The following is a 12,088-nucleotide window of genomic DNA, read 5'->3' as shown; positions in this document are numbered from 1 at the left end:
CATCGATTCGGTTGGCGGAGGCATTGATGAAATTTTACCTACGTAAGTCCATTTAGATAATCCCAACTCTTCTAAGAATTGAACAACGAAAAAACCAACCTCCCAAAATTTTGGGAAGCTGGTTTCGCTTTTTAATAAGTTAAGATTTCACATCAGAACTTTTCAGGAAGCTCAGCAATTCGCCGTTAAAGCGCTCCGGCTCATCGGCGTTTATGCCATGGCCGCTGTCTTTAAACGGGACAAGTACGGAGTTCGTAATTTCTTTTTTCAGGATTTCTGCGAGTTCGTACGGGCAGATTTGATCTTTTTTCCCATGGAAGATGGCTGTCGGGACAGTGATGGACGACAGCTCATCGCGCAGATCTTCATCGCGCAGCGAGGCGGCTGAGTTGAGTGTGGAATGCGCGCCTGCTTCTAAGCCGAGCGATTGGAACCAAGTCAGAAATTGAGGGGAATGCTTCTGTTCGAAAAATTGTTCCGCAAAACCAGCGAGGAATGCGGGGCGGTCTTTTTCAATCTCTGCGATAATGCCGTCTACGTCCTCAGGCTTTAAGCCGACCTTGAAATCGTCGCGCTGAGTGAAGAGCGGTGCAGCTGCGCCCATCAATAATAATTTATCGACTTTGTCTTGTCCGAATTTGGACAGGTAACGGATGGCGATCGGTCCGCCCATGGAAAAGCCAGCGAGTACAAACCGGTCCAAGCTAAGCTGTTCGACGACTGCATTGATGTCCTTGGCAGCGGTGTCGTAATCATACCCTGACCACGGCTTATCGGATTTTCCATAACCGCGCAAATCGATGCCGATAAAGCGGAAATCGTTTTTCGCAAGCAAGCTCGTCTGGTATTCGAAAGCTTTATGGTTCAACGGCCAGCCATGCAAAAACACTACCGGTTGTCCGGAACCGATATCTTCCACATAAATCTTTACATTATTTTCAACTTCAATATAATGTCCCACTTGAGTTCCTCCTAGTAGTTAAAGTTAATCACTTTCTTCTAATTCCTTTTCGGAAGTTTCTGTAAACTTATTCACCGAAATAAAATAGATTGTATTTGAATGCTCGGGTCGCTCTGCTTCGAAGGCAAAAAATATGAAAAACCGAATGATAGAATAATGTCGAAAATAGGAATTTAACCCTGTTATTTTGATGCTATTCTTATTGGGTTTGCGACTAAAGAATTAGGGTTGTGTTACTGGATTGGGTGACATTAGGCTTAGAGAGAGCGAAAAAGGGTATATAAGAAAAGAGTTTGTATTTTGACTTGATTAATTATTATGAGGTGAGGAAAATGAAAAGCGGGGATGCAGCAACAGTAAATGAAGGCAATGGGAATGAACTGATGATTGAGCAAATAGACTATATTCCATACATTCCCGGCATTCTTTGGGCCGTGGATAAAGAACTGCGCTATTTGGATATTGATGGAGAGAAGTTGAAAGACTGGAACTTGTCGAAGCAAGATCTAATCGGCAAAAACGTGCAGGAGTTCCATCATGAACAAGCAAACGGAATGAACACGACACATCACCGTTTAGCATTTGAACAAGGCAGCATTAACTACCGAGTGGAGTTTGGCGCAAGCTGCATTATTTAGAAGAGCGGGATATTGTCGTCGGCATTGCAACGGACATTTCAAAAGAAGTAGTTTTGCAGCAGCAATTGTCGGATCAAGAAGATGCCTTGTTGGGAATATCGATGCCCGTCGTTCCGCTTCTCGACGATGCCGTGATTGTTCCGGTGACTGGGCAATTGACGCTCGCTAAAGCCCGACACATCCAACAACATGTCATCTTGCAAGTCCATAGCATGCCAGGGGTCAATACGGTCATCATGGATTTTTCCGGTGTAACCGCAATTCTATCCCATAGCGAAGATGCGCTCGAAAAAGTCTATCGGTCTTTTAAATTATTGGGGATTAAAACCATTTTGACAGGCGTGACGCCGGCCCTTTCCCAAAAACTTGTCCACAGCGGAACGACTGTGCGCGTTGACCGTATCTACTCCACCCTGAAGATGGCGGTCAGTGACCTCATCAAAGCGCGGGGATAAAAAATCAGAAACCGATCTACCCTATTAATAGAATGGAAATCTAAAATACAAACTGATTGAACAGAAATCCGGCAATTGCGCCGGATTTTTTTAATGAAAAGAGCATCGGATGAAACCATAACGCTGCTCGCTGCATATGTATACTATTCCGGACAAATGCGGTGGGCAGGGTTAAGCGGCAAGCCGAGCGGGTAATCTGACAGATAAGAAGGTTTGCTGGGCAGCCTAATAAATTACGGAAGAGGAGAATGATCATGGAAATCCTAAAACGTTTTAGAGACATTATGACGAGCAATATCCACGCAATGCTGGACAAGGCGGAGGACCCGGAGAAAATGATCGATCAATACTTGCGGGATTTGAACAGCGACCTCGGCAAAGTGAAATCCGAAACCGCGGCGATCATGGCGGCAGAAAAGCGCGAGCGCCGGGAACTCGACGAATTGCAGAAAGAGCAAGGCGATATGCAGCGCTATGCGGTCAAAGCGCTTGAAGCAGGCAATGAAGACGATGCACGGAAATTCCTTCAGCGCAAAGCGGAGCTTACAGAAAAACACACCGACAAGCAGACAGCAGTGGAACTTGCGGCTACCAATACACAGCAGATGCGCCAAATGCACGATAAACTCGAGAGCGATATCAGCGAGCTCGAATCGCGTCGCCAGGAACTGAAAGGCAAAGCGGCCGTCGCGAAAACGCAGCAGCGCATGAACGATTTCGTATCGAGTGTCGGCGGAGCGGGCGAGCGTATTTCTGCATTCGATGCGATGGAAAAGAAAATCAACCAGCAGCTCGATGAATCAGCGGCGATGGCCGAACTAAACAAAAGCTCAGAGACAAACATTCAAGATTTGACGAAGAAATACGGCGGCGGCGCGAATGTCGACGATGAGCTCGATTCTTTGAAAAACGGCATCAATGTAGATGATGAGCTCGAAGCTTTGAAAAGCCAAGTTAAAAAGAGCGAGTAATGGCCGGACTGCAGACAAAATCCTGTCGCATGAGGGGAGGGAGCTCGTTTGGTCATCCACTATAAATGCCCGAATTGCGGGGCAGACATGGCGTTCGACGCTGACTCGGGGCATTTATCCTGTCCGAGCTGCGGGCATGAGCAAAACATAGAGACGTTTCCAGAAGAGAACATCGAGCGGAAGTTTGATGAAGGCGAAGCGAAAGAATATCATTGCGAAAACTGTGGAGCCATCATTTTGACTGAAGCGGAAACAACCGCGACGCATTGCAGCTTTTGCGGGGCGGCGGTCGTTCTGGCCGACCGCCTGACGGGAGATCTGGCGCCTGCCAAAGTTATTCCGTTCACCATCACAAAAGACGAAGCGGTCGCGGCGTTCCGCAAATGGACACGCGGCGGGCGCTTGACACCGCGCGGGTTTATGAGCGGAGACCGCATCAAGAAAATGACCGGCATGTATGTGCCGTTTTGGCTCTACGATATTGAAGGCGAAGCGCACATCAAAGCGATCGGCACGCGCATCCATACGTATCAGCGCGGCGATACGATCTACACGGAAACCGATTTTTACGATGTGTTCCGAGAAATCGATTTAAGCTATTTGAAAGTGCCGGCCGATGCGTCCGAGAAAATGGACGATGAGCTGATGGATAAGCTCGAACCTTACGATTACAGTGAAATGAAAGATTTCCGCATGCCATATTTGGCGGGCTATTTGGCGGAGAAATACGATTACGACAACGATCAATTGTTTTCCCGCGTCGAGTCGAAAATCGTGCCGTATATCGACTCGTATATCAGCACGACCATTTCCGGCTATGCCTCGGTCAGCTACACGAACAAGCAGATCGACGCGCGCAAAAAGAAAGTCTATTACACGCTTTTTCCGGTGTGGATGGTCTATTACGATTTTGAAAACAAAGAGCACACATTCGCGATGAATGGCCAAACCGGCAAAGTGGTCGGGAAGCCGCCGATTAGCGCAGGGAAAGTCGCGTTATGGTTCACCGGTATCGCCGCATCGAGCTTTGCGGTCATGAAGGCCATTTCCTTTGCAGTGGGAGGTGTGTTTTGGTGAGGAATCCAGCGAAAAGAATCTTCATCGCCTCGCTCTTTTTAATGCTGCTAGTGATCGGCGGATTTTCCGCATCAGCGCAAACCGGCGAATTGATTTATGACGAGGCCGGATTGCTCACCGAAGCGGAAGCCCAGGAACTCGAAGCACTTGCGAAAGACTATGGCGAAGAGCAAAACGTCGAATTTCTGTTTTTGACGACGAACAGTACAGAAGGCCAGTCGATTGAGCGCTATATGGGTGATTTCTTTGACGAACGCGCAGATAGCACGGGACAGGAAGCCGCCGTGTTATTGACGATCGACATCGGTTCACGTGAAGTGTATCTTGCGGGGTTCGGGACAGCCGAGCGGACGCTTGACGCAGAGCGCATTGATTTGGTGCTCGACCGCATCATGCCGGAAATGCAAAGAGACGATTACGGCGGTGCGTTCCGTGATACGGTCGTGACATCCAGCCATTATATGGAATACCGGCCTGGCGTCAATCCGGAAAGCATTTTCCTGAAAACTTGGTTTCACGTAACAATCGCTTTGCTATTGGCAGGGGGCATTGTCGGAGCCATGCTCTATAATGTCGGCGGCAAAGTGACCACGACACCGGGTACGTATATCGACCGCGACCATACGCGCGTCCGCAGCCAGGACGACCGTTTCCGCAATAAAACCGTGACGCGCAGCAAAGTTCCGCAAAACAAAGGCGGGGGTGGAGGCGGCTTCGGCGGCGGTGGAATGACCGGCGGCGGTCGTTCGTTCAGCGGCGGCGGCCGCAAATTCTAGGCAATCGAGCGAAGGAAGGACTGAAGAAAATGGTGTTTTTCGGCAATCAATTTGCAGATGTCGTGGAATGGGAAGAATTCCGCGACGATATGATTTTTTGGAAATGGACGAATAAAGAAGTCAAAAAAGGCAGCCGCTTGATTATCCGGCCAGGCCAGGACGCGATTTTTCTCAACAACGGGAAAGTGGAAGGGATTTTCGAGAAAGAAGGCGAGTACGATATCGTCTCCGAAATCGTGCCATTCCTGTCGACCTTAAAAGGCTTCCGTTTCGGCTTTAATAGCGGCATGCGGGTCGAGGTGCTATTCGTCAATACGAAAGAGTTCACCGTCAAGTGGGGCACGAAAAGCCCAATCAATATTCCCGCACCGCAACTTCCAGGCGGCATGCCGATCCGTGCGAACGGTACGTTCCATTTCAAAGTGAACGATTACGTCAACTTAATTGATAAAGTGGCCGGTGTGCGCGACAGCTATCTCGTCGAAGATGTACAGCTGCGCATTACGGCAAGGCTCGATCAATTGCTGATGAAATGGATCACCCGTGAAGGCAAGGACATGTTCAATTTGCAGTCGAATTCACACGAAATCGGCCGCGGCATCCAGGACGACTTGAACATGGAAATCATGGATGATGGCATGAAAGTGACTGCTTTCCAAGTGATGAGCTTTAACTATCCGAAAGAAATCCAGGACATGATCAACAAAAGTGCGTCGCACGGCATGGTCGGCGACGTTTCGAAATACCAACAGATGTCCGTTGCCGATGCGATGGGCAAATCTTCCGGATCGAATACCGCATCCGATATGGCTGGCATGATGATGGGAATGAATATCGCAAAAGAAATGATGGACGACCAAAAAGAGTCATCGAGTGCAAGCAACGACAACTCTTCGCGCCAAGCAACGGGCGGAGGAGACCAGAAAGGGCCGAACTTCTGTCCGAATTGCGGCGAGAAAACCACCGGCGCAAAATTCTGTCCGAACTGTGGGCAAAAGCTGGTCGAGTAACTAGCATGACAAAAAGGAAGAGAGCAATCGCTCTCTTCCTTTTTGTCGTTTTTTAAACCCGCAGCCCAGTGAACAGCAGTTCCAGCCATTCATCGATTTCCGCAGCCAGGTCAAAGTCGCCATCGAATATCGCCCAGTCGTAGAGGGTTCCGCGCATGCTGCGGGATAGGAGCATTGTCAGGCGTTTAGCAGATGCCGTGCTCGCCAATTCGCCGCTTTTTTGCCCTGCCGAAATGAAACTTTCGAGAACCGCATAAAGCGGGCGTTCGGTATCGGATAGGTAATTGTCGACTGATGGAGTCAGTGCATATGCGTACAGCGCGCGCGTGCCGTCACGGCCCAGTTCTTCGCGTAAATACATCATTTGGGCGATCGCCAGCTTGCGGATCTTGTCTTCTGCAGGCAACTCATCGGGCAAGTTTTGTTGGAACTCGCTGTAAAACTGGTCGATTTCTTTGAACTTTTCGAGGAAGATGTCGTATTTCGATGCGAAATGGCCATAGAATGCGCCTTTCGACGTTGCGCTTTCCCGGACGATTTCATCGACCGATACGTGGTCGAAGCCTTTGGCGCTGAATAACGCTAAAGCCGTCCGGAGAATCCGTTGTTTTGTTTCGAGTGCCTTTTGTTGCCGCAGTGTTTTGGTAACCATGGCGACCTTCCTTTCTGTAGTCGAGAAGCCAATATCATGGATGCAAGATTCGACTGAATTATTTGAAAACAATTGACAAAGTGATACTGGATTGACTAGACTATAGTCTATAGATTATAGACTGCGGTCTATGAAAATGCTAGAGCTGAGGAGGATGGTTATGGAAGTTACCGAAAATGCGACTTTGTTGGACATACTAGAACAACGGTGCCAAAAAAGCAGCGACAAGCCATTTCTCGTTTTTGAAGATAACGATAAGCAGGTGACGGAATACAGCTATGGCGAATTTTTGGAGCGTGTCGAGCGGTTCAGCGGTGTGTTGGCCGAACGCGGCATTCAAAAAGGCGACAAAGTGACGTTGCATTTGCCGAATTCTGCAGAATTTATCGTATGCTGGTTTGCGCTCGCTAAGCTCGGAGCCATCATGGTGCCAACGAATATATTATCGACCGGAGCGGAAATGGAATACTTGATAGGCCATTCGGAATCGGTCATGCTCATTACGGAAGCGGAATATACGGAAAAATTCAAAGAAATCCGCAGCAATTTACCGAAGCTGAAGGACATTCTGCTAACGCGGACAACAGATGCGGGTGAATTTGAAAGCGTTACCAATCTGATCGAGCAGTTCTCGGGCGATGTTCCAACTGTGGAAGTCGAAGCGGAAGACGTGGCGGCAATTTTGTATACATCCGGGACTACCTCCAAACCAAAAGGCTGCCTCATTACGAACGCCAACTATCTTTATACCGGACAAGCGGTGGCTAGGCATATGGGCTTTACAGAAGAAGACCGGGCACTCGTCGTGCTGCCGATGTTCCATGGCAATGGCCAATATTATTTGATCATGCCGAGTTTGATTGCCGGCGGCAGCGTCGCGATCACCGAACGTTTCAGTGCCAGCCAATACGGGCGTCAAGTGCAGCGCTTAGGGGCTACGCTCGGTTCGCTGTTTGCGGCACCGATTCGTATGATCCTCGCTCAGAAATATGAGGAAGATGAGCGCAATAATAAACTGCGCGCCGTCATTTTCGCCCAGTCCGTGACGGCTGAAGAATTGGAGACGTTTGAACAGCGTTATAACACCCAACTTTACCAGATCTACGGCATGACCGAAACGATTGCACCGCCGCTCATGAACCCGTTCCAAGGCGATAAGGACAATACGAGCGTCGGTAAACCGATCGAAGGATCGCGGGTCAAACTGATCGACGAAGAAGGAAACGAAGTCGAGCCGGGACAGAGCGGGGAGATTCTCCTGGCAGGCATACCGGGCCGTACGGTCATGAAAGGCTATTTCAATAATCCGGAAGCGACCAACCAAGCCTTGCAAAATGGCTGGCTTCATACTGGAGACAAAGCACGCAAATCGGACAATGGGTTTTATTATTTTGTCGACCGTCAAAAAGACATGATCAAGCGCGCCGGCGAAAACGTGGCTGCGAGTGAAGTGGAAAATGTCATCATGGAGCACCCGGCCGTGTACGAAGCGATCGTTATCGGAATTCCGGATGCGATGCACGACGAGGCGTTGAAAGCATTCGTTATTCTAAAAGAGGGGCAAAATGCTACGGAGCAGGACATAATCGATTATTGCAAAGAGCAGCTCGCCAAGTTCAAAGTGCCGTCTGCAGTCGAATTTGTAAAAGACTTCCCTCGCACGTCTGTCGGGAAAATCCAAAAGCATAAGTTGAAGGAAATAGAATTAAAGAAATTACAGTAATCGAATGTGCAGATGGAAAGGGAGACGTTAAATGGAGAACGTACTAAATAATCATGTAGCACTAATTACAGGAAGTGCGCGGGGTATCGGCTTTGCCTGTGCGAGATCACTCGCGAAACGGGGCGCTTCAATCGTCTTGATCGACATCTTGGACTGCAGCGAGGCGAAACAGCAGCTCGAAACAGAATTTCCAGGCATCCATGTCTTGGCTCAGCAAGTCGATGTGCGCGACAGATCACAAGTCGAAGAAGCGATCGGGAAAACTGTTGAACAGTTTGGCCGGATCGACATCATCGTCAATAACGCAGGCACCGTGTCACGCCTCAGCTTGAAAGATATGACCGATGATGATTGGAGTCGTGACCTCGATACGAACTTGCGCGGCACGTTCCTGTTCACGCAAGTGGCCATCTATCCCCATATGATCAACCAACAAAGCGGGCGCATCATCAACATCAGTTCGATTTCCGGCATGATGGGCGGCGCCATTTCTTACGGGGAAGACGGCGAACGCCAAGGACGCTCGGGCCCTGCCTATGCAGCGTCCAAAGGCGGCATCATTGCCTTCACAAAATGGGTCGCAAAAGAAGTCGGGGGGTTCGGCATCACAGTCAATAGCGTCGCTCCCGGTCCAGTGGAGACAGCAATCACGAAAGGCGTCAAATACCCGCTGGAGCTTCAGTCGATCAAACGCCCGGGACAGCCAGAAGACATCGGCGAAGCGGTCGCCTACTTGGCATCACCTGCGGCGGGATACGTTACAGGAGAAGTATTGAAAGTATGCGGCGGCGCAGGCATCGGATGAAACGAAAAAGGGTTTCGGGAATTTTCCCGAAACCCTTTTTCTTTCGTTCTTGTGCAGCCGTCGCCGATGCGGATGAAGTCAACGTTAAAATACTGTACTATTACGGGATACCCGCTTCTACGCTTTTCTTCATTTCCAGCAAGTATTTGCCACTTCACGCATTGCGGAGAGGGAAATCGGACGGAAGAAGGCTGCGGAAGCTTATTGCGTGATTGCTGCTTTCCAGTCTTTTGACTCGTGCAGCTTGACCATCGCGAGGCGCGTGCGCGGTTGGATGAGCAAGCTTTCAGCGAGCAGCACGATGATGAAGTTGCGCGGCCAGTTGGTGAGCCAGTTGCTGAAAACTGCCCCATGAAAAAACGTTGACGACCACATCGCCGATAAAAGTCATCGCAACCGACATGCCGATGACCGTGAAAATGATGCGCAAAAGGATTTTCTTATGAAAAGATGTGGAATGCGTCGTCAGTTTGCCGGTCAAAGCTTCGGCGATTCTCCCGAAGACAGCCCCTTCTAGGACCATGGCGATGATACACATGATCGGAATGAATCCACATCGTTTCCGTCGTAAAGTGGTCCGTATAAAGCAGGACACTGTAGCTGGTCATCAGCAGCACGGTCATTGTTAATATAAGGGAGCCGTAGAGCAGGCCTTCTTTGCTGTTATGCGGCAGTCGTTTGTCTAAGTGCATGGATGGTTTTCTTCGTTTCTAATGTATTGTTCCGCGGAGCAGAGACTGGATGAATGCCGTAGATTCGGCAGCCATTCCAACACTATAGCAATAGAAGAGAGCGATTCGTAAGTGTCCATTTCGTGACGAAATATGTTGGGAGAGTTGTCCGCAACTTGACGGGTTTTCCTCATGATTTGGACTTGTGGTGCAGCGAGATGCGCATGATGGGACTAACTTTCATTTCTTCTTTTGCATTTCCAGCATCCGTTCATTCACCTGCAGTAGATGCTCTTTGGGCAATGGTTAATTCTGAATCAAGTGATTGAGTCCTTCGTAAATTTCCACGATTTCCGGCTGCTTCATGCGCACGAGGCCACTGGAGGAAGGGGCGACGTATTCGATGACGCCGGGGATGACCGCATCTGGCTGTTTGCCCCAGTCGGCGGATTTTTTGCTGCTGAACTGCAGGTAGACGCCTTTGCCGACAAAGCATACCGCTTTCGGCTGATAGTGCTCGATTTTTTGCTTTAACTGCGCAGCGCCTTCTTTGTATTCGTCTTTTGTGATGTCAGCCGCAGCTTTTGTCGGGCGGGCGACGATGTTCGTCAAGCCGTAGCCGAGTTCAAGAAGGTCGTGATTTTCCTCAGGCGCGTATTTTCTCGGCGTCAATCCCGCTTCAAAGAGGATTTTCCAGAAGCGGTTGTTCGGGTTGGCGTAATGATAGCCGGTTTCGCTCGAGCGGATGCTCGGGTTGAAGCCGACGAATAGGATGTCGAGATTGGGTTTCAAGTGATCGGGAATCGGTGTCAGTTCCAAGAGAACGCTCCTTTCAATTAACTTCATGTATGAATTGCTATCGTATCAAAAAAATATAATATATTCCGCACCACACTATCGTTATAATAGAAGAAAATGGCAATAGTAGAATCCTCATGCCAAAAGGAGCTGCGCGATGCAAGAGTTTTCTTATGAGTTGACTGAGCAACAGTTTGTTGATTTTAATCTCTACCACGCCAAGCATTCAAAGGCGGTGAAGCGCTCGCTCACGGTTCAGCGCTTTCTCATACCGGCTATTTATCTGGCGATGCCATTTATAATGGCGCCGATTTTTGATTGGTCTGTGTGGGGGCTGATGATTCCGTTTGTGATATTTGCGGCCTTGTGGATTGTGTTTTTCCCGGCTTATTTCTATAGAATCATTAAGCGGACGAGCAGCAAAATGGTCAATGCAGGCAAGAATGAAGGACTGCTCGGGTACCATGAACTGTTCATCGATGCGGAGGGTGTGCGGGAAGTGACGAAAAACGGGGAGACACACGTGCGCTGGTCGGGCATCGAAAAATACGGTCAGGACGAGAGCAATGTGTATCTATACAATGGCGCGATGTCAGCGCTTATCGTGCCGAAACATGCGGTGCCGGAGCTGGATTCATTGCTCAGGTTGCTGGCGGAAAAAGTGCCGGCAAACGCCGGGAGTTAAATAGCCGAAAACACCCGAACCGGCGAGTACGGTTCGGGTGTTTTCTATTCGATCGTATGTTCGGTCTGTGCCGGATAGTTCGTGCCTTCTGTCGGCGTCAGCCAAACTTCCAGTGTATAGGTGCCATCGCTGAGATTCGCTTCAGGAATCTGGAAATCGTATTGAAGCTCCTCGCCTTGGCGGACGATTTCTTCACCTAGCGCCTGAGTGTACATACTGATGGAAGACATGCGGAATGCTTCGTTTCCTTGTTCGTCAGTCAGCGTAAAATCATAGCGCTGTCCACTCGTGAAGTTGAATGTGACGGCTTCATCGGTATCGTTTTTCACGACATAACGGTACGTGCCGTCGCCGATATCTTCTACTATAGATGTGATTTCACCTTCGATTTGCTCACCCCCTGAATCGGTATCGGGATCTTCCGGCAAGTCATCGCTGCTTGTGCCACATCCGGCGAGCACCAGTGCAGCCAGTAACAAAAGAAGCCAGCCGAGTGCAGTCTTTTTCATCATCAGAATCTCCCCCTTTGCTCTTCTAAACAGTAGACCGCAAGAGGCGGAAAAAAGTTACAGAACTGAATGCGTTCTGCTGTTCTCTGGTCCGCTTGGTACACTATACTAGCACTATACCCTGAAGGAGGGCGTTGTAATGCAAGGATTTTCAGGTGATTTCCGCGAAGCGCTGACGTCGAAAATGAGATGCCTCGGGACCAGTTCCCTTGTTCTGGCCAAATATATGGCGATCGTGCTCATCCCGCTATACATCATCTATTTAATCATAACTTAAGGGAAACTGTTGAGGCTCTGGAAAGGGCCTTTTTCCTTTTCCATTTACTGGTACATTGACTATTTTTTCAGAATATTATA

15 protein-coding genes are annotated in these 12,088 nt (G+C 49.2%); 10 read left to right on the top strand and 5 right to left on the bottom strand.

Annotated elements, in window-relative coordinates; genetic code table 11:
* Positions 1-139 precede the first annotated feature (139 nt).
* On the bottom strand, positions 140-961 hold the full coding sequence (locus J7E21_RS11845) for an alpha/beta fold hydrolase (protein ID WP_215107946.1): 822 nt from the start codon (positions 959-961) through the stop codon (positions 140-142).
* Between the two features lie 332 nt (positions 962-1,293).
* Between J7E21_RS11845 and J7E21_RS11840 the strand changes: the two genes are divergently transcribed.
* From J7E21_RS11840 to J7E21_RS11815, 6 genes are all read left to right on the top strand, one after another.
* The gene (locus tag J7E21_RS11840) at positions 1,294-1,599 is read left to right on the top strand and encodes a hypothetical protein (RefSeq protein WP_215107944.1); all 306 of its coding nucleotides are present in this window, start codon (positions 1,294-1,296) and stop codon (positions 1,597-1,599) included.
* 53 nt (positions 1,600-1,652) lie between these two features.
* Positions 1,653-2,054: an STAS domain-containing protein gene (locus tag J7E21_RS11835; RefSeq protein WP_215107942.1), complete on the top strand. Its 402-nt coding sequence runs from the start codon at positions 1,653-1,655 to the stop codon at positions 2,052-2,054.
* A gap of 254 nt (positions 2,055-2,308) precedes the next feature.
* On the top strand, positions 2,309-3,025 hold the full coding sequence (locus J7E21_RS11830; protein WP_215107941.1) for a PspA/IM30 family protein: 717 nt from the start codon (positions 2,309-2,311) through the stop codon (positions 3,023-3,025).
* Positions 3,026-3,073: 48 nt separating this feature from the next.
* Entirely contained in the window at positions 3,074-4,102 is a 1,029-nt protein-coding gene (locus tag J7E21_RS11825) for a TFIIB-type zinc ribbon-containing protein (protein WP_215107939.1), read from the top strand.
* Positions 4,099-4,878: a TPM domain-containing protein gene (locus J7E21_RS11820; protein ID WP_353047786.1), complete on the top strand. Its 780-nt coding sequence runs from the start codon at positions 4,099-4,101 to the stop codon at positions 4,876-4,878. Before J7E21_RS11825 ends, J7E21_RS11820 begins: the two co-directional genes overlap by 4 nt.
* 29 nt (positions 4,879-4,907) lie before the next feature.
* The gene (locus J7E21_RS11815) at positions 4,908-5,888 is read left to right on the top strand and encodes an SPFH domain-containing protein (protein ID WP_215107937.1); all 981 of its coding nucleotides are present in this window, start codon (positions 4,908-4,910) and stop codon (positions 5,886-5,888) included.
* 52 nt (positions 5,889-5,940) lie between these two features.
* Here J7E21_RS11815 and J7E21_RS11810 read toward each other — a convergent pair whose 3' ends face one another.
* Positions 5,941-6,540 (bottom strand): TetR/AcrR family transcriptional regulator, encoded by a 600-nt coding sequence (locus J7E21_RS11810; protein WP_215107928.1) that lies wholly within the window; start codon positions 6,538-6,540, stop codon positions 5,941-5,943.
* 160 nt (positions 6,541-6,700) lie between these two features.
* Between J7E21_RS11810 and J7E21_RS11805 the strand changes: the two genes are divergently transcribed.
* On the top strand, positions 6,701-8,263 hold the full coding sequence (locus tag J7E21_RS11805) for an AMP-binding protein (protein ID WP_215107926.1): 1,563 nt from the start codon (positions 6,701-6,703) through the stop codon (positions 8,261-8,263).
* Positions 8,264-8,294: 31 nt separating this feature from the next.
* Complete coding sequence (locus tag J7E21_RS11800; RefSeq protein WP_215107924.1) at positions 8,295-9,068, top strand: SDR family NAD(P)-dependent oxidoreductase; 774 nt, start codon at positions 8,295-8,297, stop codon at positions 9,066-9,068.
* A 286-nt stretch (positions 9,069-9,354) separates the two neighbouring features.
* Here J7E21_RS11800 and J7E21_RS11795 read toward each other — a convergent pair whose 3' ends face one another.
* Positions 9,355-9,606, bottom strand: a complete 252-nt coding sequence (locus tag J7E21_RS11795; RefSeq protein ID WP_215107922.1) for a hypothetical protein — start codon at positions 9,604-9,606, stop codon at positions 9,355-9,357.
* A gap of 439 nt (positions 9,607-10,045) precedes the next feature.
* The gene (mug, locus tag J7E21_RS11790) at positions 10,046-10,552 is read right to left on the bottom strand and encodes a G/U mismatch-specific DNA glycosylase (RefSeq protein ID WP_215108026.1); all 507 of its coding nucleotides are present in this window, start codon (positions 10,550-10,552) and stop codon (positions 10,046-10,048) included.
* A 142-nt stretch (positions 10,553-10,694) separates the two neighbouring features.
* Between mug and J7E21_RS11785 the strand changes: the two genes are divergently transcribed.
* Positions 10,695-11,222, top strand: coding sequence for a YcxB family protein (locus J7E21_RS11785; RefSeq protein WP_215107920.1), 528 nt, complete (start codon positions 10,695-10,697; stop codon positions 11,220-11,222).
* A 44-nt stretch (positions 11,223-11,266) separates the two neighbouring features.
* On the opposite strand, the gene J7E21_RS11780 is transcribed toward J7E21_RS11785, so the two are convergent.
* Positions 11,267-11,734, bottom strand: coding sequence for a BsuPI-related putative proteinase inhibitor (locus J7E21_RS11780; protein ID WP_215107918.1), 468 nt, complete (start codon positions 11,732-11,734; stop codon positions 11,267-11,269).
* Positions 11,735-11,870: 136 nt separating this feature from the next.
* Between J7E21_RS11780 and J7E21_RS11775 the strand changes: the two genes are divergently transcribed.
* Positions 11,871-12,008: a hypothetical protein gene (locus J7E21_RS11775; protein ID WP_215107916.1), complete on the top strand. Its 138-nt coding sequence runs from the start codon at positions 11,871-11,873 to the stop codon at positions 12,006-12,008.
* Positions 12,009-12,088 lie beyond the last annotated feature (80 nt).

The organism is Planococcus sp. ISL-109, assembly GCF_018613655.1.
Taxonomy (GTDB): domain Bacteria; phylum Bacillota; class Bacilli; order Bacillales_A; family Planococcaceae; genus Planococcus.
The sequence above is the reverse complement of the archived record's forward strand: the minus strand, read 5'-3'. Positions and strand labels throughout refer to the sequence as shown.